This window comes from Bradyrhizobium hereditatis, assembly GCF_020329435.1.
Taxonomy (GTDB): Bacteria; Pseudomonadota; Alphaproteobacteria; order Rhizobiales; family Xanthobacteraceae; genus Bradyrhizobium; species Bradyrhizobium hereditatis.
Map to the genome: position 1 here is coordinate 503,988 of NZ_JAGKJK010000004.1, position 22,078 is coordinate 526,065.

18 protein-coding genes and 1 pseudogene are annotated in these 22,078 nt (G+C 62.7%); 7 read left to right on the top strand and 12 right to left on the bottom strand.

From position 1 onward, the window contains the following. Positions 1-98: 98 nt before the first annotated feature. The 4 genes from J6524_RS12620 to J6524_RS12635 all read left to right on the top strand — a co-directional run bounded on the left by J6524_RS12620 (position 99) and on the right by J6524_RS12635 (position 6,846). On the top strand, positions 99-1,283 hold the full coding sequence (locus J6524_RS12620) for a pyridoxal-phosphate-dependent aminotransferase family protein (protein ID WP_225670874.1): 1,185 nt from the start codon (positions 99-101) through the stop codon (positions 1,281-1,283). Positions 1,284-1,534: 251 nt separating this feature from the next. After that, positions 1,535-2,605, top strand: a complete 1,071-nt coding sequence (locus J6524_RS12625) for an ABC transporter ATP-binding protein (RefSeq protein WP_225670876.1) — start codon at positions 1,535-1,537, stop codon at positions 2,603-2,605. Between the two features lie 249 nt (positions 2,606-2,854). Further along, positions 2,855-4,567 carry an ABC transporter permease gene (locus tag J6524_RS12630; RefSeq protein ID WP_225670933.1) on the top strand — a complete coding sequence of 571 codons (1,713 nt, stop codon included), beginning with the start codon at positions 2,855-2,857 and terminating at the stop codon, positions 4,565-4,567. A gap of 161 nt (positions 4,568-4,728) precedes the next feature. Continuing rightward, a complete protein-coding gene (locus J6524_RS12635) occupies positions 4,729-6,846 on the top strand; it encodes a S9 family peptidase (protein WP_225670878.1) in 2,118 nt (705 codons plus the stop codon). 150 nt (positions 6,847-6,996) lie between these two features. Here the strand turns inward: J6524_RS12635 and J6524_RS12640 are convergent, their stop codons facing one another. The 6 genes and pseudogenes from J6524_RS12640 to J6524_RS12665 form a co-directional block, all read right to left on the bottom strand. Then, positions 6,997-7,716, bottom strand: coding sequence for a ribonuclease activity regulator RraA (locus J6524_RS12640; RefSeq protein ID WP_225670880.1), 720 nt, complete (start codon positions 7,714-7,716; stop codon positions 6,997-6,999). A gap of 110 nt (positions 7,717-7,826) precedes the next feature. Beyond that, positions 7,827-8,917, bottom strand: a pseudogene (locus tag J6524_RS12645) (SMP-30/gluconolactonase/LRE family protein). A gap of 138 nt (positions 8,918-9,055) precedes the next feature. Next, positions 9,056-10,792 carry an L-arabinonate dehydratase gene (gene araD, locus J6524_RS12650; protein WP_225670882.1) on the bottom strand — a complete coding sequence of 579 codons (1,737 nt, stop codon included), beginning with the start codon at positions 10,790-10,792 and terminating at the stop codon, positions 9,056-9,058. Beyond that, positions 10,789-11,652 (bottom strand): ABC transporter permease, encoded by an 864-nt coding sequence (locus tag J6524_RS12655; RefSeq protein WP_171713856.1) that lies wholly within the window; start codon positions 11,650-11,652, stop codon positions 10,789-10,791. The genes araD and J6524_RS12655 overlap by 4 nt, the downstream gene beginning before the upstream one ends. Before the next feature lie 11 nt (positions 11,653-11,663). Beyond that, positions 11,664-12,428, bottom strand: a complete 765-nt coding sequence (locus J6524_RS12660) for an ABC transporter ATP-binding protein (RefSeq protein WP_225670935.1) — start codon at positions 12,426-12,428, stop codon at positions 11,664-11,666. Positions 12,429-12,433: 5 nt separating this feature from the next. After that, entirely contained in the window at positions 12,434-13,408 is a 975-nt protein-coding gene (locus tag J6524_RS12665; RefSeq protein WP_225670937.1) for an ABC transporter substrate-binding protein, read from the bottom strand. Between the two features lie 139 nt (positions 13,409-13,547). Between J6524_RS12665 and J6524_RS12670 the strand changes: the two genes are divergently transcribed. Further along, positions 13,548-14,267: a GntR family transcriptional regulator gene (locus tag J6524_RS12670; protein WP_225670883.1), complete on the top strand. Its 720-nt coding sequence runs from the start codon at positions 13,548-13,550 to the stop codon at positions 14,265-14,267. A 283-nt stretch (positions 14,268-14,550) separates the two neighbouring features. Continuing rightward, complete coding sequence (locus J6524_RS12675) at positions 14,551-18,051, top strand: PAS domain S-box protein (protein ID WP_249789417.1); 3,501 nt, start codon at positions 14,551-14,553, stop codon at positions 18,049-18,051. 78 nt (positions 18,052-18,129) lie between these two features. Here the strand turns inward: J6524_RS12675 and J6524_RS12680 are convergent, their stop codons facing one another. Beyond that, positions 18,130-18,771: a response regulator transcription factor gene (locus J6524_RS12680; RefSeq protein WP_225670885.1), complete on the bottom strand. Its 642-nt coding sequence runs from the start codon at positions 18,769-18,771 to the stop codon at positions 18,130-18,132. Between the two features lie 141 nt (positions 18,772-18,912). Between J6524_RS12680 and J6524_RS12685 the strand changes: the two genes are divergently transcribed. Then, positions 18,913-19,248: a hypothetical protein gene (locus J6524_RS12685; protein ID WP_225670887.1), complete on the top strand. Its 336-nt coding sequence runs from the start codon at positions 18,913-18,915 to the stop codon at positions 19,246-19,248. Between the two features lie 238 nt (positions 19,249-19,486). Here J6524_RS12685 and J6524_RS12690 read toward each other — a convergent pair whose 3' ends face one another. The 5 genes from J6524_RS12690 to J6524_RS12710 form a co-directional block, all read right to left on the bottom strand. Beyond that, positions 19,487-19,810 carry a PilZ domain-containing protein gene (locus J6524_RS12690; protein ID WP_225670889.1) on the bottom strand — a complete coding sequence of 108 codons (324 nt, stop codon included), beginning with the start codon at positions 19,808-19,810 and terminating at the stop codon, positions 19,487-19,489. A gap of 3 nt (positions 19,811-19,813) precedes the next feature. Next, entirely contained in the window at positions 19,814-20,686 is an 873-nt protein-coding gene (locus J6524_RS12695) for a CheR family methyltransferase (RefSeq protein ID WP_225670892.1), read from the bottom strand. A gap of 29 nt (positions 20,687-20,715) precedes the next feature. Further along, positions 20,716-21,105: a response regulator gene (locus J6524_RS12700; protein WP_225670894.1), complete on the bottom strand. Its 390-nt coding sequence runs from the start codon at positions 21,103-21,105 to the stop codon at positions 20,716-20,718. Between the two features lie 27 nt (positions 21,106-21,132). After that, a complete protein-coding gene (locus tag J6524_RS12705) occupies positions 21,133-21,606 on the bottom strand; it encodes a chemotaxis protein CheW (RefSeq protein WP_225670896.1) in 474 nt (157 codons plus the stop codon). Between the two features lie 12 nt (positions 21,607-21,618). Further along, on the bottom strand, positions 21,619-22,078 hold a 460-nt coding region (locus J6524_RS12710), incomplete at its 5' end, for a response regulator (protein ID WP_225670898.1).

A 22,078-nucleotide genomic window follows, 5' to 3' on the forward strand; every position in this document is an offset into this window, starting at 1 on the left:
AGCTTCGCTGCGCTCGCAATGCCGGTTCTGATCGAATATTATCCCGGCCAAACCTCACGCTTCGATTCCGCGTGCTTGCCCATAAGGAAAACCAACAAATGACCGTTCGCGCGGGCCGGGAATTTCTGGCCATCCCGGGGCCCACCACCATGCCCGACGAGGTGCTGCAGGCGATGCATCGCCCGGCGCTCGACATCTATTCCAGCCAAATGGTGGAATTGACCGAAAGCCTGCTCGCTGATCTGTCAAAACTGTTCGCGACCAAGGGCAAATCCTACATCTACGTCGCCAACGGCCATGGCGCGTGGGAGGCGACGCTTTCCAACGTGCTGTCTCGCGGCGATAAAGTGCTGGTGCTGGAAAGCGGACGCTTTGCGATCGGCTGGGGCCAAGCGGCGGCAGCGATGGGCGCCGAGGTCGAGGTGCTCAAGGGCGACTGGCGCCGCGCGATCCGTCCCGCTGAGGTCGAGGCGCGGCTGAGGCGGGACAAGGATCACACGATCAAGGCAATCGTCGCGGTGCAGGTCGATACCGCGTCCGGTGCCTATAACGACATCGAAGCGATCGGCAAGGCGATCAAGACGGCCGGCCATCCTGCCTTGTTCATGGTCGATACCGTTGCCTCACTCGGCTGCATGCCGTTCGAGATGGATAAATGGGGTATCGATGTCGCGATGTCCGGTTCGCAGAAGGGGCTCATGACGCCGCCCGGCCTCGGCTTCGTCGCCGCCAACGAGCGCGCGCTGGCGGTCCACAAGAAGGCCGATCTGCGCACGCCCTATTGGGACTGGACCGAGCGCGAGGGCACCGAGCACTACCGCAAATATGCCGGCACCGCGCCGGTGCACCTGCTGTTCGCTCTGCGCAAGGCGATCGACATGCTGCATGAGGAAGGACTCGAAAACGCCTTTGAGCGCCACCGCCTGCTTGGCGAAGCGGTGCGCCGCGCGGTGGCGGTCTGGAGCGAGGGCCAGGTGATTGGTTTCAATATCGCGGAAGCCAATGAGCGCTCCAACACCGTGACGACCGTGACGATGAACGGCCACGATCCCGTCGCGCTGCAGCGCTACTGCAAGGAGAAATGCGGCGTGGTGCTCGGGACCGGCATCGGCGACCTTTCCGGCCAGGCGTTTCGCATCGCCCATATGGGCCATGTCAATGCGCCGATGATTTTGGGTACGCTCGGCGTCGTCGAGGTCGGGCTCAATGCGCTCGGCATCCCACATGGCAAGGGCGGAACCGAAGCCGCAATCGAATATCTCGGCGAGAGCGTCGGGGCTTAGGCGTACTATCGCCGGTCATAGTGGGTCGTCCCTGCGAAAGCAGGGACCCATACGCCGCGGCCCGCGGAAGTGGCACGCTGCGAGACAGCATCTCTCACAGTGTGAAATTATGGTGATAGGCCCTGCGTTCGCAGGACGACACTGTCGTCAATCGTTTCCCGCCGCCGCGCTGTCTCTCTTTCCCAACCCCTTTTTGTTCGTATACTGGCATACCAAGCCGGGCGCGGATCCGTGCAAGAACAAGAGCGGGAGTGAGGCGATTGGCGTCCGTTGATTTGCGCGGCCTGACCAAACGATTTGGGGCGCTTGCGGTGGTCGATAACGTCTCGCTGAAGATCGACCACGGGCAACTGGTCTGCCTGCTCGGGCCATCCGGCTGCGGCAAGACGACGACGCTGCGGCTGATCGCGGGTTTTCTCGAACCTTCCGACGGCGAGATCCATGTCGGCGACCGCCTGGTGTCGTCGAAAGCGCGCACGCTGCCGCCCGAACAGCGCAACATGTCGATGATCTTCCAGAGCTACGCGCTGTGGCCGCACATGACGGTGACCGAAAATATCGTCTATGGCTTGCGCCTGCGTAAACTCGATCGCAACATCATCGCGAAGAAGCTTGCGGCGATTCTCGGCACGACCAAACTCGAAGCGCTGGCGCAGCGCTATCCGGGCGAACTCTCCGGCGGGCAGCAGCAGCGCGTGGCGCTGGCGCGCGCGCTGATCGTCGAGCCGGAGACGCTGTTGCTCGACGAGCCGCTCTCCAATCTCGACGCCAATTTGCGCGAGGAGATGCGGTTCGAAATCCGCCGCCTCCATGACGAATATCGCTACACCACCGTCTATGTCACGCATGACCAGTCGGAGGCCATGACCACGGCGGATCTGATCGCGGTCATGAACGGCGGCAGGATCGATCAGCTCGGCACACCCGAGGACATCTACGCCCGGCCGGAATCGGAATTCGTCGCCCGCTTCATCGGCGCGAGCAACGTGATCAAGGGCACCGCGCGCGACGCCGATCATGTTTCCTTTGCGGGCGCAACATTGAAGGTTGTCGGCGCGCAGCTCACCGCAGGCCAGGGCGCCGTGGTTGCAATCCGCCAGCACGATATCGGGCTATCCATGCAGGCACCGGCGTCATCCGAAAACGCTATTAAGGCGGTCGTCACGCGGCAGGTCTATCTCGGCGCGTCGCGCGATTACATGGTCGAGATCGCCGATGGCACCAGTCTGCGCGCTACGACGCCGACCGAAACCAACGTGCCCAAGGGCAGCGAGGTCTGGTTGACGTTGCCGCCCGAACGCTGCCGGGCGCTGAGCCGGTAAAGCAGCGGCAAGAACAGGAGGACGGAAGATTCCGACATCAAGCTGATGAAGGAAGACGTGGAGAGCGTGGAGAAAATGGCCGAAGAGATCAAGACGCGCTACGCGCGGCTGTTCAGGGTTTAGACCCTCATGGTGAGGAGGCGCGCAAGCGCCGTCTCGAACCATGAGGCCCTGCTGGTGCCATTCATCCTTCGAGACGCCGCTAAAGCGGCTCCTCAGGATGAGGGAAGTATCTGACTCGTGGATAACATGACCGCCATCACCACCACCGACGCCCCCAAATCCCGCCTCGACTTCACCCGCCTGATCCTGTGGCTGTTCGCGGCGTTCATGATCGTGCTGATCGTGCTGCCGTTGTCGTGGCTGGTGCTGTTCGCATTCACCGACAAGGCGCGCCATCCGACGCTGCAGAATTTCGTTACCCTGTTCACCGACCCCGCGTTCCTCGATCCGCTGCTGACGACGGCGATTATCGCGACCACTTCGGCGGTCATGTGCTGCATCGTCGCAGCTCCCATAAGCTGGCTGGTATCGCGCACCGACATGCCGGGGCGGCAGATCATTCGCGCGCTGGTGACGGCGTCCTTTGTCACGCCGCCCTTTCTTGGCGCGGTGGCCTGGGAACTGCTGGCGGCGCCGAACAGCGGCATGCTGAACCAGCTCTATCGCTACCTCACCGGTGCCGAAGATCCACTGTTCGACATCTATTCGCTGACCGGGCTGATCTTCGTGATCTCCTGCTACACCTTTCCCTTCGTCTTCGTGCTGGTCGCCAATGCGCTCGACAACATGCCGGGCGAGCTGGAAGACGCTTCCGCCATTCTCGGCGGCAAGGCCTGGACCACGGCGCGGCGTGTTACGATTCCGCTCGCACTGCCGGCGCTTGTTGCCGGCGCGCTGATCGCGTTCCTGCAGGCCATGACATTGTTCGGATCGCCCGCGATCCTGGCGCTGCCGGCCGGCTTCCACACCATGACGACGAAAATCTGGAGTCTATTCCAGTATCCGCCGAAACTGGAATTGGCTGCGGCCGCCGCCGTGCCGCTGTTGCTGCTGACGATCCTGTTGCTGCAGGGCCAGAAATTTCTGCTCGGCCGCCGCGGCTTCTCGGTGGTTGGCGGCAAGTATGGCCCGCCGCGTTCGATCGAGATGGGCGGATGGCGCTGGGCGGCGCTGGCGTTCTGCCTGATCGTGCTGCTCAACCCCGTGTTCCTGCCCTATTTCGCGCTGCTCAACGCAGCGTTCTCACCGAACGGGACCACGCTGGTGACGCCATCGACCGCGACGCTGCACAATATCGTGTTTGTGTTCACCGAATTGTCGTCGACCCAGCTCGCACTGAAGAACACGGTGATCCTTGGCGCATCGACGGCGACGATCGGCACGATTCTCGCGCTCGTCGTCGCCTATGTCACGACCCGCCGCGTGATCGCGAGCCATCGCATGCTCGGCTTTCTCGCCACTGCCCCGGTCGCAGTGCCCGGAATCGTGCTCGGCGTCGGATTGTTCTTAAGCTACACGCGACCGCCCATCGTGCTTTACGGTACGCTGTGGATCCTGCTCTTGGCGTTCCTCACCATCAATCTGCCCTCGGCCTATCAGCAATTGCAGGCGGCTTTCGCGACCATTCACCCCGAGCTGGAAGACGCCAGCCGCATCCTTGGCGCAACGCGGTTGCAATCGCTGCGCCGGATCACCGCGCCGCTACTCCGCACTGGCGTGATTGCCACCTGGTGCTTCATCTTCATTGGCGTGATGCGGGAGCTCTCCGCGGCGATCGTGCTGTTCACATCGCAGACCAAGGTATTGTCGGTCCTGATCTACGACCTCAACGAAAGCGGTGACCTCGCCGCCATTGCGGTGCTCGGCATCGCCATGCTGGTGATTACCTTTGCGGTGGTGCTGGCGGTGAACCGGATCCCGATGTTCGGCGGCGCCGGGGCGAGGTTGCGGAATAGTTAGAGAATCGCAGGGTGGGCAAAGCGGCGCGTATCCACCATTAATAACCCGCAAGGACTGGTATGGGCACGCTTCGCTTTGCCCACCCTACGGATCGTTGCATCTGGTAATCCGCCACATTCACCCCGATATAAGGCTCGATCATTGAGCCATACGAGGACTGCGTGACCCAAGCCGCAACCAGGAAGCCTGCCCTGCCCGCACCATCAGCGCCGAAGCGCCCGCACACTTTCACGCGGCACGGCATCACAATGACGGACGATTACGCCTGGCTGAAGGACCCCCGCTGGCAAGAAGTGCTGCGCGATCCCTCGATCCTGGATCCGGATATCAGAACCTATCTCGAGGCGGAAAACGACTACACCGAGGGCCTGCTTGGCCACACCGCTCCCTTGCAGAGAAAACTGGTGGCGGAGATGCGCGGCCGGATCAAGGAGGACGATTCCAGCGTGCCCGCGCCAGATGGCCCGTTTGCCTATTTGCGGAAATTCCGCGAGGGCGGACAGCATGAACAGTTCGGTCGCACGCCGCGCGATGGTGGCGACGTGCAGATCGTGCTCGACGGCGACGCGCTGGCCGCAAGCCACGAATATTTCAAATTCGGCGGCGCGCGGCATTCGCCCGACCATAAGCTGCATGCGTGGAGCGCGGATACCAAGGGCTCGGAATACTTCTCGATCCGCGTACGCGATTGGCAGACCGGCGTCGATCGCGACGATCTCGTCGAGGAGACCGACGGCGGCATCGTCTGGAGCAAGGATTGCGCGAGCTTCTTCTATGTGAAGCTCGACGATAACCATCGCCCGATGCAGGTCTGGCGCCATAAGCTCGGCACGAAGCAGACCGAGGACACGCTGGTCTATGAAGAGAAGGATTCCGGCTGGTTCACCCATCTGCATGAGAGCTCATCCGGCCGCTTCTGCGTGATCGCCGGCGGTGACCACGAGACATCCGAACAGCGGCTGATCGACCTCGCCAATCCCGACGCGCCGCCGCGGCTGATCGCGGCGCGCCAGGAAGGCGTGCAATATTCGATCGCCGACCGCGGCGATGAACTCTTCATCCTCACCAATGCGGACGGCGCCATCGACTTCAAGGTCGTCACCGCCCCGCTTGCCGCGCCCGAGCGCGCCAACTGGCGCGACCTCATTCCCTATCGCGAAGGCGTCTATGTTCTGGATGTCGAACTCTATGCCGGCCACATGGTGCGGCTGGAGCGCGCCAACGCGCTGCCGGCCATCATCATCCGCGATCTCAAGACAGGCGAAGAGCACGCCATCGCGTTCGATGAGGCCGCGTACTCACTCGACACCATGGGCGGCTACGAGTTCGAAACCACGAATTTGCGGTTCTCTTACTCGTCGATGACGACCCCGGCCGAGGTCTATGACTACGACATGGCGACGCGCGCGCGGGTCCTGCGCAAGCGGCAGGAGATTCCGTCGGGGCATAATCCTGCCGACTACGTCACCACGCGCATCATGGCGACATCACATGACGGCGCGCAGGTGCCGGTCTCGATCCTGCACCGCAAGGATCTGGTGCGCGACGGCAAGGCGCCGCTATTGCTCTACGGCTATGGCTCCTACGGCATGGCGATGCCGGCTTCCTTTGCCGCCAACCGCCTGTCACTGGTCGACCGTGGTTTTGTCTATGCTATCGCGCATATCCGCGGCGGCGCGGACAAGGGTTGGGGCTGGTATCTCGATGGCAAGCGGGAAAAGAAGACCAACACGTTCGACGACTTTGCAGCGTCTGCCCGCGCGCTGATCGAGGCCAAGTATACGAGCAGGAAGCGTATCGTCGGCCATGGCGGCAGCGCCGGCGGCATGCTGATGGGCGCGGTCGCCAACCGCGCCGGCGAATTGTTCGCCGGCATCGTCGCCGAGGTGCCGTTCGTCGACGTGCTCAACACCATGCTCGATGACACGCTGCCGCTGACGCCGCCGGAATGGCCGGAGTGGGGTAACCCGATCGAGAGTGAAAAGGATTTCCGCACCATCCTGTCCTATTCGCCCTACGACAATCTCGCGGCGAAGGACTATCCGGCGATCCTGGCGATGGGCGGGCTGACCGATCCGCGCGTCACCTATTGGGAGCCGGCGAAATGGATCGCGCGGTTGCGCGCCACGATGAGCGGCGGCGGCCCGGTGCTGCTACGCACCAACATGGGCGCCGGCCACGGCGGCGCGTCCGGGCGGTTCAACCGACTGGATGAGGTCGCGATCGCCTATGCATTCGCGCTGTGGGCGGTCGGACTGGCGGAGAAGGGCGAGGTGTGAGCTTCCTCCCTCTCCCCGTTCTTCACGGGGAGAGGGCTGGGGTGAGGGGCTCTATCCGCGAGCTGTAAGCGCCGTGAGACCTGTACCCCCTCACCCGCCGCGCGAAGAGCGCGGCGACCTCTGCCCGCAAGCGCGAGAGGTAAGAGAAACTTACCGCCCGTTCTTCTTCCGCCACTCGGCGAAATCGCTCAGCGTTTGCGGGTCCGTTGCCGGATAAAGTCCCAAAATGCTGCGGCCGCCGCGGACCTGCTCGGTGACGAAATCCTCGAACGCGGTCATCTCAACGGCCTCATCGGCGATCTCGTCGGCGAGATGCGCGGGGATCACGATGACGCCGTCGGCATCGCCGAGGATGATGTCGCCGGGAAACACCGGCGCGTCGCCGCAGCCGATCGGCACGTTGATCTCGATCGCCTGATGCAGCGTCAGATTGGTCGGCGCGCTCGGGCGGTGGTGATAGCCGGGAAAGCCGAGGGCCGCAATCTCAGCGGAATCGCGAAAGCCGCCATCGGTGATCACGCCGGCACAGCCGCGCTGCATCAGCCGCGTCACCAGAATGGCGCCGGCGGAGGCGGCACGTGCATCCTTGCGGCTGTCCATCACGAGCACCGCGCCGGGCGGGCAGTCCTCGACCGCCTTGCGCTGCGGATGGGCGCGGTCGCGGAACACGTCGATCTTGTTGAGGTCCTCGCGTGCCGGCATGTAGCGCAAAGTGAAGGCCTCGCCGACCAGCGTCGGCTGGTTGCGACCGACCGGGTGCACGTCCTGAATCATCTGGATGCGGAAGCCGCGCTTGAACAGCGCGGTGGCGACGGTGGCGGTGGAGACGGTCTTCAGCTTGTTGCGGGTGGCGTCGCTCAGTTTGGTCATTGTGTTCTCGCTTTCTGGTCGTCATTCCGGGATGGTCCGAAGGACCAGACCCGGAATCTCGAGATTCCGGGCTCGCACTTCGTGCGCCCCGGAATGACGGTTGAACAAGCTCACACCGCTCCATGCGCTTCCACATAGAGCGCATAGACCGAGTGGCAGCTCGTCATATAGAGGCGGTTGTTCTTCGGACCGCCGAAGGTGAGGTTGGCGCAGCGCTCCGGCAGGCGGATGTGGGCGAGCGGCTTGCCTGTCGGGCTGAACACCATCACGCCGTCGAGATCCTCCGGCTTGCCCTTGAGCTGATAGACCTTGCGGCCGCCAACCTCGGTCGGTTCGGACTGCAGCGCGCCGTTGGAGCCCCAGCCGCACCACAGATTGCCGTCGCGATCGACGCGGAAGCCATCGAGCGCACCCTGATCCGCGGCGTCGATCAGCTTGGTCTTGTTGCCGACGGTGCCGTCCTCATTGATATCAAAGCTCCAGATGCTGCGGTTTGGCGTGCCCTTCCATTCCACGACATAGAGCTTCTTCTTGTCCGGCGAGAAGGCGAGCCCGTTCGGATTGAAGATATCGGTGATGACGGCGGTGAGCTTGCCGTCCTTGGCGAGGCGGTAGACGTTGGTAGTCGCCTGCTCGGGCTTTTCCTTCTTGCCTTCCCACTCGCCATTGATGCCGAACAGAGGATCGGTGAACCAGATAGTATCGTCGGACTTCACCACGATATCGTTCGGCGCGTTCAGCCGCTTGCCCTCGAACTTGTCGGCCAGCACCGTGATCTTGCCGTCCTTTTCGGTGCGGGTGACGCGGCGGGTGACGGAATGCTCGCAGGTGACGAGGCGGCCCTGGCGGTCGCGCGCGTTGCCGTTGGCGTAGTTGGCATTGGCACGGAAAACCGATGTCTGGCCGGTCTTTTCGTCGAACTTCATGATGCGGTTGTTGGGAATGTCGGAGAACAGGAGATAGCCGCCATCGGAAAATATGCCGGCCCTTCGGCCCAGCGCATGCCGGTCGCGACCTGTTCGACCGTCGAGGAGTAGATCCGGTATTTTGTAAAACTCGGATCGAGAATCTGCACAGCCGGATCGGGATAGCGCTGGTTCGGCGTGAACGGGAAGGATTGCGCGCCGACGCTGCGGGAAAGAAGTGTCGAAGCAGCGGCGGCACCGGCTCCTGCGAGCAGGTTGCGTCGGGTCATGGTCATTGGTCGTGCTCCCCCTGTGATGCTTTTGTTTGCTGTCGGCTCGTAGACCGTCATTGCGAGGAGCGAAGCGACGAAGCAATCCATTCTTTCCTTGTGCCGTGAGATGGATTGCTTCGCTTCGCTCGCAATGACGGAGGGCTAATAAATCGGCGGCTCGCTGACCGGCGCGCCGAATCCGGTCTCCAGAAAATCGAAATCGCAGCCTTCATTGGCCTGCTTGATGTGGCGGGTGAACATCCAGCCATAGCCGCGCTCGTAACGTGGCTCCGGCTGCTTCCATTCGGCGCGGCGCTTTTCCAGTTCGGCTGCGGGCACATCGAGGTTGATGGTGCGAGCGGCAACATCGAGCGTGATCTTGTCGCCGGTGCGTACCAGCGCCAGCGGGCCGCCGATATAGGATTCCGGCGCGACGTGCAGGATGCAGGCGCCATAGCTGGTGCCGCTCATGCGCGCGTCCGACAGGCGCACCATGTCGCGCACGCCCTGCTTTACCAGTTTGGTCGGGATCGGCAGCATGCCCCATTCCGGCATGCCGGGGCCGCCCTGTGGACCGGCGTTGCGCAGGATCAGCACGTGATCGGCCGTGACGTCGAGGTTGGGGTCGTCGATCGCCTTCTTCATGGAAGGATAATTATCGAACACCAGCGCCGGCCCGGTATGCTTGAGGAAACGCGGCTCGCAGGCGCTCGGCTTGATGACGCAGCCATCGGGGGCAAGATTGCCCTTGAGCACGGCGAGCGCGCCCTCCTTGTAGATCGGATTGTCCACGGTGCGGATGACGTCGTCATTATAGACTTCGGCGCGTGCGATGTTGTCGCCGAGCGACTGGCCGGTGACGGTCATGACGTCGAGATGCAGATGCTCCTTGATCCGGCTCATCAGGCCGGGCAAGCCGCCGGCATAGAAGAAATCTTCCATCAGGTATTTGTCGCCGCTCGGTCGCACATTGGCGATGACAGGTACCTTGCGGCTCGCCTTCTCGAAATCGTCGAGCCCGATGTCCTGGCCGGCGCGACGGGCCTGCGCGATCAGATGGATGATTGCATTGGTCGAGCAGCCCATCGCCATTGCAACCGTGATCGCGTTCTCGAAGGCTCTTCGTGTCTGGATCTTGTTCGGCGTCAGGTCTTCCCAGACCATCTCGACAATGCGGCGACCGCATTCCGAGGCCATGCGGATGTGGCCGGCATCAGCGGCGGGGATCGAGGAGGCGCCCGGCAGCGTCATGCCGATCGATTCCGCGATCGCCGTCATGGTGGAGGCCGTGCCCATGGTCATGCAGGTACCGTAGCTGCGGGCAATGCCGGCCTCGACGTCAACCCAGTCCTTGTCGGAAATCTTCCCCGCGCGCCGCTCGTCCCAGTATTTCCAGGCGTCGGAGCCGGAGCCTAGCGTCTTGCCCTTCCAGTTGCCGCGCAGCATCGGCCCGGCCGGCAGATAGATGGCTGGTAGATTCATGCTGGTGGCCCCGAGCAGCAGGCCCGGCGTGGTCTTATCGCAGCCGCCCATCAGCACGACGCCATCGACGGGATGGCCGCGCAGCAATTCCTCGGCATCCATCGCCAGCATGTTGCGATAGAGCATGGTGGTCGGCTTCAGAAACGACTCCGAGAGCGACAGCGCCGGCAGTTCCATCGGAAAACCGCCCGCCATCAGGATGCCGCGCTTGACGTCGTCGACGCGGCTCTTGAAGTGCATGTGGCAGGGCTGCGCGTCCGACCAGGTGTTGAGGATCGCAATGACAGGCCGGCCCTTCCACTCTTCCGGCGCGTAGCCCATCTGCATCGCGCGCGAGCGGTGACCGAAGGCACGGAGATCGTCGGGGGCGAACCAGCGCGCACTGCGAAGATCGGCGGGGTTCTTCTTGCTGCTCATGATTGTGTGCCCCATTTCTGAACGGTGTTGCGCTCGATCGTGCGGAAGATCAGGTTCTCGACAATCAAGCCGATCACGATCACCGTCAACAGGCCGGCGAACACTGCAGGGATATCCAGCAAATTGCGGTTCTCGAAGATGAACCAGCCGAGACCGCCTTGCCCCGACGACACGCCGAACACGAGCTCGGCGGCGATCAGCGTACGCCAGGCGAACGCCCAGCCGATCTTCAGGCCGGTCAAGATCGAGGCGAAGGCCGCAGGGATCAGGATGCGGAACACGTAAGGCAGGCCGCGCAGGCCGTAATTGCGGCCGACCATGCGCAGCGTGTTCGACACGCTCTTGAAGCCGGAATGGGTGTTGAGCGCGACCGGCCACAGCACCGAATGGATCAGCACGAAGACAAGGCTGCCATTGCCGAGACCGAACCAGATCAGCGCCAGCGGCAATAGGGCGATCGCCGGCAAGGGATTGAACATCGCGGTGATTGTTTCGAGGAAATCGGTGCCGATCCGGGTCGAGATGGCGAGGATGGTGAAGATGGCAGCGAGCGCGATGCCGGCAGCGTAGCCCATGAACAACACTTTCAATGATGCCCAGGCGCGCAAGGGAATGGTGCCGTCGCGCACCTTGTCGAACATGGTGACGATGGTGTCGTGAAACGTCGGAAACAGCAGCGGATTGTTGAGGACGGTGCCGTAAATCTCCCACGCTGCGGCGAGGAAAATGATGATCACGGCTTTGCGGACGAAGCCATCGTTCCACAACAGCTCGGGTACCGTCAGCTTGCGCTCCACCTCGGCTGGCACCGCGGCCTTCAGCTCAGTGGCATCGCGCAGCAGAATTCTGGCCTCGCCCATCGCGCGCTCCCTCAGCGTGCCGTAACAGCGTCAGCGAACAAGAGATCGTGGATCTGCTTTTCCAGCCGCGCCGCACTGCCATCCTCGCCGGAGACCTTGTCGACATCGACCACCTCAGCCTTAACCCGGCCGGGATGCGGTGACAGCAGCAGGATGCGGTTGCCGATCTTGATCGCTTCCGCGATCGAATGGGTGACGAACAGGACGGTGAACTTGGTCTCCGCCCAGAGCTGCAGCAATTCGTCCTGGCAGGTGCGCCGCGTCAGTGCATCGAGCGCAGCGAACGGCTCGTCCATCAGCAGAATATCCGGCTCCATCGCCATACCGCGCGCGATCGCAACCCGCTGCTTCATGCCGCCGGATAGCGTGTGCGGATAGGCATCGACGACGCGCGTGAGGCTGACCTTCTCGATATAGGCCCGCGCCCGCATCTCGGCGTCCTTGCGCGGCAGCTTCCGCGTCATTAGAAGCGGAAACATCACGTTCTCCAGCACGGTCTTCCACGGCAGAAGCTGGTCGAACTCCTGGAAGATCATCATGCGGTCGGCGCCGGGCTCCGATATCTCCCGGCCCGAGATTCGCATCTTGCCTTCGCTCGGCTTCATATAGCCGCCGACGGCCTTTAGCAGCGTCGACTTGCCGCAACCGGAGGGGCCAAGCAGCACGAAGCGATCGGAGCGATCGACGGTGAAGCTGACCCGCTCGGTCGCGGTCACGACCGCGCTCGAAGTCTTGTAGCGCAGCGTTACGTCACTGACATCGAGAAGCGCGGCCATGTCGATCAATTGCCCTTCAGGTCATGCGCGACCGGCAGATAATAGTCGGTGAAAGCCTTGGGCATGGTCTTGAGCGTGCCGACCTTGTGCAGATGGGCGGCGAATTTCATGGTGCCCTGCGGCTGCAGGTTCCATTCCATCATGCCGGGCTCCTTGAGCCATGCCAGCAGATCCTCGACGCTGGTCTTGTCGCCGGTGACTTCCTTGTAGATCTCGACGGCGGTCTTGGTATCGCCGCGGATCAGGTCGTGGGCTTCCTTGGTGGCGTCGCGCACGGCCTGCACGATCTTGGGATTGGCGTCGGCGAATTTGGTCGTGGTGAAGAACTGTGCCTGGCTGAGCGGTCCGCCCATCACGTCAGGCGAGAACAGCACGACATGCGCGCCGGGCACGTTCTTCATTTCGAGGAAGGTGAAGGGCGGAATTGCAAAGTGATTGCGCACTTCGTGCTGGGCGTTGGTCATCGCCACATAGGCGTCGGGATGGCCTAGCTGCACGGTGTTGGCGTCGAGCTTCGACCACTGGTCGGCACCGAAAGCCTCACTGGCCGCGATCTGCAGCACGATCGCCTGCGTCGAGACCTTCACGGTGGGCACGGCGATCTTGTCGTTCGGGCCAAAATCCTTGATCGACTTGATATTCGGGTCGCGGCTGATCAGCGTCATCGGCTGCGCCGAGGTGGCGACGATGCCCTTGACGCCGCCGCGCGTGCGATCCCAAAGCAATAGAAGATTGCCGGTTCCGGTGTTGAGGATATCGACGCTGCCGGCCAGCAGCGCGTCGGTCTGCGCGCCGCCGCCGCTCAAGTTCACCCATTTGGTGGTGACGCCGGGGACGCCGAGAGCCGCTGCATGCTTCTCGATCAGCTTGTTCTTTTCCATGATGTGGGAAGGCATGTAGAAGATGCCCGGCTGCCGCGACAGCGTGATCTCTGATTTCTGCTGGGCCGACGCCGGCGAGCCCGGCAGCATCATCAGCATCGCAATGGCGCCCGCGCAGGCGCTCCATACCCTGTTTTTCATTGTGCATCTCCTCCGGCCTCATTGACGCTTCGACGCAGATGCACTAATGTATTAGTGCATCTGAAGCAAGTCCCTTTCTGAAACGGCCGGCCGTCCGATGGCTCCCCCGCAAATCGTTTCCCGCCGCGCTGCTCCGCGATCCGTCGGCCGGCTGGATCGCGATCGCCAGGCTGCGCCGCAGGTGTTCGAGCGCCTCCGCGGCATGATCATTTCGCTGGAGCTGCCGCCGGGATCTCCGCTGTCGCGCGCGGCGCTTGCCGCCCAGTTTGGCGTGAGTTCGACGCCGATCCGCGATGCGCTGATGCGGCTCGAGGAGGAAGGCCTCGTCGACGTCTTTCCCCAATACGCCACGGTGGTCAGCCGGGTCGACGTGCGGCTGGCGCAGCAGGCCCATTTCCTGCGGCAGGCAGTGGAACTTGAAATCGTGCGCGGGCTGGCGCTCCAGCACGATGAAGCGCTCCTCATCGAGCTTCACGCCACGATCGCCCGCCAGCAGCAATATGCAAAGGCCGGCGACTTCGAGAAGTTCATGGCCGCCGACAACGAGTTCCACAGCCAGCTCTACACGGCTGCCGACAAGCAGGACATCTGGTCGCTGGTCCGCAGCCGCAGCGGACATATCGACCGGCTGCGCCGCATGCACCTGCCCTCGCCCGGCAAGGCCCAGGATATCGTGCGGCATCACAAGTTGATCACGAAAGCAATCGATGCCGGTGAGGTGGAGGAGGCGCAGAAGCATCTGCGCACCCATCTGTCAGGCACGCTCAGCGAACTTGCGCGAATTCGGTCGCGTTATCCGGAATATCTCAGCAACTGATCCGTTCCTGGTCCTGGCATGCGGCCTGCGCCTGGCCGAATCGCACCCGCATGCGCGGCATTGGTATTTGTCTGCCCAGCAATATGCGCATGGCGGCGCTGTCTCCAGTCTGCAGAAACCGTTCCGGCCGGCCGACCCGCCGCCGTCACCAGCTGCCTGGAAGCCGCCCAGCGCGGCTCGCCGCGTGCTGCCGGCGGTGTTGCTTCCTCCCCGTGATGCGCCATAGCATCCGATTGGTCCGGCGGCTTGCCGGGCCCGAGGCAGAGGGCGGGCGAATACCGACATGACGCTCACGACCAGGCTAGCCATCGCGATGATTGCGCTGGTTGCGATCGCGGTCACCGCGGTTGGATGGCTGAGCTATCGCAATCTGGAACAGGCGCTGCTGCAGCGCGCCCGTGACCGCATCGAGACGCACTCGCGGCAGCTCGCGACCGATCTCGAGTATTACGCGGCCGGCGCGACCGGAGATGTCGCGGGCTTTCGCTCGGCAGTTGCGCTGCACGGACTGGTTCGCGCCCGCACAGCGGGCGGCATCGACCCGATTGATGGTGTGTCTGAAAAAACCTGGCGTGAACGGATTGCAAAGCGTTTTGCGGCCGAGCTCGAAGCCAAGCCAACCTATGCAATGTTTCGGATCATCGGCCTCGATGATGGTGGCCGCGAACTGGTCCGCGTGGACCGCAATGGCCCGAACGGCGCGGTCAGGATCGTGCCGGAGTCTGGCCTGCAGAAGCGAGGAGATCGTGGCTACTTCCAGGAAACCATCAGGCTGGGACCCACCCAGCTCTACGTCTCGCCGCTCGATCTGGGCCGCTTCAACGGGCTGATCGAGGAGGTGCATCGGCCGACCATTCGCGTTGCGACGCCGATCTTCACGGAGGACGGCAAGCCGTTTGGCATTTTCATGATCAATGTCGACATGCGGCGCGCGTTCGACCGCATCAGGTCGTCGGTATGGCCGGGCGAAACGATCTACGTCGTCAATCGGCAGGGCGATTATCTCATTCATCCCGATCGTTCGCGCGAATTCGGCTGGTTGCTCGGCACCGCTAACGACTGGAAGGCCGATTTCCCGCATCTGGCCTCGCAGGCCGGGGCGAAGCAAGGCAGTGCCGATATCGTCCCTGACCAAGCGGGCCTATCCAATGGAGTAGCATTTGCGCCTGCTATCCTGGCCGGCTCTGAATGGGTTGCGGTCATCGAAACAACCCCCAACGCCGTGATCATGGCGCCGGCCGCGAGCATCAGGAATACGTCACTGCTGGTCGGAGGGATCGCGGTGTTGTGCGCGGCTGTGCTGGCGCTCCTGATCGCGAGGTCGTTGACGCGGCCGATCGTCCGATTGACCGAAGCCGTTCAAGGTGTGGCCGGCAAAGGAAAGGTCACCATTCCCGTCGAGGCGCGCGGCGAGACGGGCGTGCTTGCGCGCGCATTCGCTCGAGCCATCGAGGAGATCAATGCAAAGACCGCGGCGCTCCAGCAGGAAGTCCAGGAGCATCGCCGCACCGTGGCGGCGCGCGACCATCACGCCGAGCGGGAGCGACTGTTCAGCGCAGCCGTCGAGTCCTCCAACGACGCCATCATCACGACGTCGCTCGACGGCACGATTACCGGCTGGAACTCGGCGGCGGAGCGACTGTACGGCTACACAGCTGCGGAAGCCGCAGGAAAGAATATTTCGCTGCTCGTTCCCGTGGACCGGTTACCGGAGGTTCACGACACGCTGCGCCGAATCGGCTGCGGCGAAAGCATCGAGCACAATGAAACCGTCCGTCTGCGACAGGATGGCCGGCGGGTCGAGGTCTCGCTCAGCATCTCGCCGATCAAGTCGCCTTCGGGAGCGATCATCGGCATTTCGAAGGTGGCGCGCGACATCACCGAAGCCAACAAGACCCAACAGGTGCTGCGGCAACAGACCGAGGAGCTTCGCCGCATCTTCGAGACCTCGCAGGATCTGATCATGGTGATGGATTCCCGCGGATTTCTCGTTCAGATCAGTCCGAGTTGCGAGACCATCCTAGGCTACCGGCCGGAGGAAATGATCGGTCGCAGCGGCGTCGACTTCATTCATCCCGATCATCTCGAGACCTCCCGCGAGGAAATGCGCGCAGCACGGCGCGGACAGCATCCGAAGATTTCCGACACGCGCTGCATTCACAAGGACGGACGAGAGGTGTGGCTGTCATGGCTCGGGACATGGTCCGAGCCGGTCAAACGCTTCTTCTTCGTCGGCCGTGACATGACCGAGAGCCGGCTGGCGCAGGAGACGTTGCGGGAAAGCGAGCAGCTCGCGCGCGGCATCATCGACACCGCGCTCGACGCCTTCGTCCAGATCGACGAGAAGGGCCTTATCCGCGACTGGAATGCGCAGGCGGAGAACATCTTTGGCTGGCCGCGCGACGAAGCCCTCGGCAGGAATGTGTTCGATCTGATGGGCCGGCCGGACGGACCTCTCAGGCAGGCCCTGCAAGCCTTCCTGCTTTCCGGCAACGAGGTGGTCCGCCAGCCGCGCCGCGAACTCCCGATCAGGCGGCGGGATGGAAAGGAGATCATGGTGGAGCTGAGCATCGCCGCGCTGAGGACGCGCGGCGGCTTCGTGTTCAACGCATTCGTCCGCGATCTCACCGATAAGATAGCAGCCGAGGACAGGATCCGGCAGGCCGAGAAGATGGAGGCGATGGGACAGCTCACCGGCGGCATCGCGCACGATTTCAACAACATCCTGACGGTGATCACGGGAACGATCGAGATCCTCGCCGACGCCGTCAAGGGCGAGCCGCAGCTCGCCGCGATCACCCGAATGATCGACGAGGCAGCCTCGCGCGGCGCCGACCTCACCCAGCACCTGCTTGCATTCGCGCGCAAGCAACCGCTGGATCCGAAGGTAACCGACGTCAACATGCTGATCATCGACACCGCGAAGCTGCTGCAGCGAACGCTCGGCGAGCATGTCGAGATCGAATCCGTGTTCGAGGACGAGACCTGTCCAGCGATCGTCGATCCCAATCAACTCGCCACCGCAATCCTCAACCTCGCCCTCAACGCACGCGACGCCATGCCCGACGGCGGCAAGCTGATCATCGAAACAGGCTTCGTCATGCTCGATGATAATTATGCGAGAATGCACAGCGACGTCCGGCCCGGACGCTATGCCATGATCGCGGTAAGCGATACCGGGACCGGCATCCCGGCCGCGATTCTCGATAAAGTGTTCAACCCCTTCTTCACGTCGAAAGGTCCCGGCAAGGGCACCGGCCTTGGGCTCAGCATGGTGTACGGTTTCATCAAGCAGTCGGCCGGCCACGTCATGATCTATAGCGAGGAAGGTCATGGCACCACGATCAAGATGTATCTGCCGCCGGCCATTGGCGCGTTGCCTGCGACCGAACCGGCGCTGGCGCCGGCCGTCGAGGGCGGCCATGAGACGATTCTGGTCGTGGAGGACGACAAGCTGGTGCGCGATTATGTGCTGGCGCAGTTGCGTTCGCTCGGCTACGTGACGCTGGATGCGGCGAATGCGACGGAAGCCCTTGCGCTCGTCCACACCGGCCACGCCTTCGACCTGCTGTTCACCGACGTGATCATGCCCGGCATGAACGGGCGCCAGCTTGCCGACGAGATAATGAAAGTCAGACCCCGGCTAAAGGTGCTGTTCACCTCGGGCTACACCGAGAATGCCATCATTCATCACGGCCGGCTCGACGAGGGAGTCTTGCTGCTTGCCAAGCCCTATCGGAAATCGGACATGGCAATCATGATCCGCAAGGCGCTCGCCGATTGAATTCCGCGGCAGCGCGCGCACCCAGCGCCACTGCAGCGCCGGTTGCAGCGGCTCATCTATAACCAGCACGGCCTGCAATCAGACCTGGCCTTGTCGCTGCTGGGTCATCACGATCCGGACCAGATCGGCGGCATTCCGCGCGCCAAGTTTCTTCATGATATTGGCGCGGTGATCCTCAATCGTGCGCGGGCTGATGCCGAGATGTCGCCCGGCCTCCTTGTTGGAAGCGCCGGCAGTGAATTGCTCCAGCACTTCGCGTTCGCGTCGCGTGAGCGGCTCGCGCCCCGGGAAATGCAGCGTCGCGATACGCGACGGCGCATTCTGCGCCTGCCGACGCGCGTAGGCTTCGATCGCCTCTTCGAGCCTTGCCACGATTTCGCTGCCGCGGAACGGCTTTTCGATGAAGTCTAGCGCGCCATTCTTGATCGCGCTGACCGCCATGGCGATATCGCCCTGCCCCGAGACCATGAAGATCGGCGCAGGGTAGTCCTCGCCATGAAGCTCTTTCAGAATATCGAGACCGGACTTACCGGGGATATGCACATCGAGCAGGATGCAGGCCGGCGTCCGGGTTCGTGCAATCGCCAGCAAAGCGGCGCCGTCGGCGAAACAGATGACCTGATAGCCCGCTGCAGACAGGACCATCGAAAGCGTATCGCGAACGGCAGGGTCGTCATCGACCACGAAAATCTCCCCGCGGGAGGGGGCCTTTTCAGCCATGTTCCATCGTCCATGCGTGGTTGAATGTGACGCACACTCGGATAACGGTATTCAACACCATACCGAACCGTATTTGTACGGGACCTCTGCTTAACGCACAAGTAGCGACGCACACCTAAAAAGTAATCGAGGAGTGCACTCATGCGGGATGCATCGGCCGATGGCGTTGCACAAGCGGAAGACTACAACAATGTCAATCATGCCTTGGTTTCGGACCTTGTCGGCCTCATCGAGCACGTCCAGAACAGCCTGCAGCTGATCGAACAGACGATCGCGAGCGAAACATCGACCGACAGCCTCGAGAGTTCCACCAACGTCATCGTGCTCGATGATGTGTCGCCGCGCTACATGAATGCCGCCGCCGCGTTGCAGGCCTGCGACGTCACTCTCGGAATTGCCGTGCGTTCCCTGCTGGACTCCAACAACAGCGATTGTTCCGCCGCGAGCGGGCCGGCCCTTTCGGTCATCGGGGCATAACGAGGTCGCTCCGCCGCAAATGCGCATCCAGATTTTTTCGCGCCCCGCCTCCTGCAATCGCTGCCTGGTGTCCGGCATGCCACTGATGCACCGCCGCAGGCGGATGCCGCCAGCACGATGGAAAAGCTCGATGCGTCGCTCAACAATGTGAGCCAAGGCCACTTGCGTGTTCGGGCCGTACGATCGCCAAGATCGTCTGCGCTGCGCCGAAGCTGTCTAATTCGGCAGCACGGCCGCCTCAGTGCGTCGCCTCTTCGGCCTTTGACGAGGCACCCGATTTTTTCTTGCCGTGCTTGCCTCTCAGGAAACGAATATCCATTTCGGTGCCGTTGACGCGGACGAGTTCGCACCGGCGATAGGCGAGGCCGGTCGACGACAGCAGCAAGAAGAACTCCTTCAGATTGAGACCTTGAATGGAGCCTTCCACGGTCAGCGTGGCGTCGGTGTCCGAGATCGCGTTGAGCTGACAATCCCTGCGCCAGGTTCCGTCGATCGCCATGATGCAGACATCATAGCCTCTGCTGAACGTAACCCGCTCCGCGCCCTTGCCGTCCTCAGCCATCGCTCACCGTCCTGCCATCGCCGCGATTTTTGGCATCGCCGCGCCGCCCTGCGCAGATGCTGCACGCGCGCCGCTCGGCCGATAAAGACCGCGCTTGTCCGGAAATGGCTTGAACACATCAGTCAAACCGACGACGGTTTCCGCCGCGCCCAGCACCAGGAAGCCATCGCCTTCCATCGCCCTGGCGAGGCGGCCGAAGATGTTGATCTTGGTTTCCTGATCGAAATAGATCAGGACGTTCCGGCAGAAGATAACGTCGAAGGTGCCGAGCTGGGAAAAATCGTGTAGCAGGTTGAGCTGCCGGTGCTGCACCATGGCCCGCAGCTCCGGATTGATCTGCCACAACTCACCATTCTGTTTGAAATATTTGACGAGCAGTTGAATCGGAAGGCCGCGCTGAACCTCGAACTGGCTGTAGACGCCCGACTTCGATTTCTCGAGGACTTCCGTCGACAGGTCGGTCGCGATGATCTCGACGCGCCACCCCGCAAGCGTCGCGCCCATTTCCTTCAGCGACATGGCGAGCGAATATGGTTCCTGGCCGGTCGAGCCGGCGGCGCACCATATCCTGATGCTCTTGCGGGCGGCGCGCGCCTTCAACATCTCCGGTATGATCGTATCGCGGAAATGTTCGAACGGCACCTTGTCGCGGAAGAAGAAGGTCTCGTTGGTGGTCATGGCTTCGACCACCTGGGCAATGATCGACGACGATCCGCCCTTCATCTTCTGCACGAGTTCGCCGATGCCCGGCAGGCCGCACTTGCGCGACAACGGAAGCAGGCGGCTTTCGATCAGATACTGCTTGTCTGCGGACAGGTCGAGACCGGAATGGTCCTTCAGGATCTTACGCAGGTACTCATAGTCTGGCGGAGTCACGGAAGCCTCTCAAGGGCAAGCGGATAGGTTTAGATCGGACTCTCTTCGCTGAGTGCGACCAGACCGACTTCCTGGAATTTTGCCGCAACGATGTCCTTGTCGAACGGCTTCATGATGTACTCATTGGCGCCGGCATGGAGCGCGCGTGAGATGTGATCCATGCCGTTTTCGGTGGTGCAGAACACCACTTTGGGCACGTCGCCGCCGGGCAGACGGCGCAGATGGCCGAGGAACTCGTAGCCGTCCATGACCGGCATGTTCCAGTCGAGCAGCACTGCCGTCGGCATGGCATTCTTGCAGGCTTCCAGCGCCTGTTCGCCGTCCTCGGCCTCGGTGATCTGGAAGTCCATCTCTTCCAGGATTCGTCGCGCGATCTTCCGCACGACAGTGGAGTCATCGACGACAAGACAGGTTTTCATTTTTGCCTCCTTGCTTGATGCGCGGCGCTACGCTGCGAGGGCCGCTTTCGGCATAAGTTCGAGAACGCGATCGACGTCGAGGACGACCATGAGCTGGCCGTCGAGGCGGTGCACGCCGCCGGCGAGTTTCGCCATGCGCGGGTCGAGGTTGACCGGGTTTTCCTCGCAGCTCGCTTCCGGCAGGCGCAGCACTTCGCCGATCTGGTCGATCAGAAGGCCGTAGGACTCGCCGCGGAGGTCGACGCCGACCGCCATCGGCGGCTTGCCGTCGTCGTTCTTCGGCAGGCCGAGCCGGGCGCGCATGTCGACCACGGTGACGATGCGGCCGCGCAGATTGAGCACGCCGGCGATCTCGCTCGACGCCAGCGGCACCCGCGTCAGCCGCTCCGGCATGAACACGTCCTGCACCCGCGAGATCGGCAGGCCGAACAATTGCCCGCCGATCACGGCGGTGACGTATTCGGCGACGGTGCCCTCGATGGTCTCGGTCTTGGTGGTCATCTGCTTGGTTCCTTAGGCCGCGCGCCGGGTCTCGGCGGTCTGTTCCTTCAGCGCCGCGATCAGGCCGGGACGGTCGAACTTGGCGACGTAGTCGTGGAAGCCGGCCTGCCGGCCGCGCTCGATCGCCGCCGGCGACACCAGCGAGGACAGCGCGATGATCGGCAGCTGGTTCAGATTGTGGTCGGAGCGGATGACTTCGGCAAACTCGAAGCCGTTCATGTCCGGCATCTCGATGTCGGTCAGCACCACGTCAAAGCTGTGGCCCGAGCGCAGCGCGGCGAGCCCCTCCTGGGCGTTGACCGCGACCCGCACCTTGTAGCCGGCGGCCTTCAGCACCGGTGCCAGCATGTTGCGGAAGAACGCGCTATCGTCGACCAACAGCACCGATTGCGCGGTCGAGGAGGCCCGCATCTCCTTGCGCGAGAACCAGTCGGCAAACGCCATCGGCAGGAAGTGGCCGACGTCGATCACC

Excerpts from the sequence above, each read along its gene's own strand:
- J6524_RS12665 (WP_225670937.1), bottom strand. The coding sequence starts at position 13,408 with ATGCTGATGATGCTGCCGGGCTCGCCGGCGTCGGCCCAGCAGAAATCA.
- J6524_RS12655 (WP_171713856.1), bottom strand. The coding sequence starts at position 11,652 with ATGGGCGAGGCCAGAATTCTGCTGCGCGATGCCACTGAGCTGAAGGCC.
- J6524_RS12705 (WP_225670896.1), bottom strand. The coding sequence starts at position 21,606 with ATGACCACCAAGACCGAGACCATCGAGGGCACCGTCGCCGAATACGTC.
- J6524_RS12700 (WP_225670894.1), bottom strand. The coding sequence starts at position 21,105 with ATGAAAACCTGTCTTGTCGTCGATGACTCCACTGTCGTGCGGAAGATC.
- J6524_RS12620 (WP_225670874.1), top strand. The coding sequence starts at position 99 with ATGACCGTTCGCGCGGGCCGGGAATTTCTGGCCATCCCGGGGCCCACC.
- J6524_RS12670 (WP_225670883.1), top strand. The coding sequence starts at position 13,548 with ATGGCTCCCCCGCAAATCGTTTCCCGCCGCGCTGCTCCGCGATCCGTC.
- J6524_RS12690 (WP_225670889.1), bottom strand. The coding sequence starts at position 19,810 with ATGGCTGAGGACGGCAAGGGCGCGGAGCGGGTTACGTTCAGCAGAGGC.
- J6524_RS12680 (WP_225670885.1), bottom strand. The coding sequence starts at position 18,771 with ATGGCTGAAAAGGCCCCCTCCCGCGGGGAGATTTTCGTGGTCGATGAC.
- J6524_RS12630 (WP_225670933.1), top strand. The coding sequence starts at position 2,855 with ATGACCGCCATCACCACCACCGACGCCCCCAAATCCCGCCTCGACTTC.
- araD (WP_225670882.1), bottom strand. The coding sequence starts at position 10,792 with ATGAGCAGCAAGAAGAACCCCGCCGATCTTCGCAGTGCGCGCTGGTTC.
- J6524_RS12685 (WP_225670887.1), top strand. The coding sequence starts at position 18,913 with ATGCGGGATGCATCGGCCGATGGCGTTGCACAAGCGGAAGACTACAAC.
- J6524_RS12675 (WP_249789417.1), top strand. The coding sequence starts at position 14,551 with ATGACGCTCACGACCAGGCTAGCCATCGCGATGATTGCGCTGGTTGCG.
- J6524_RS12660 (WP_225670935.1), bottom strand. The coding sequence starts at position 12,428 with ATGGCCGCGCTTCTCGATGTCAGTGACGTAACGCTGCGCTACAAGACT.
- J6524_RS12640 (WP_225670880.1), bottom strand. The coding sequence starts at position 7,716 with ATGACCAAACTGAGCGACGCCACCCGCAACAAGCTGAAGACCGTCTCC.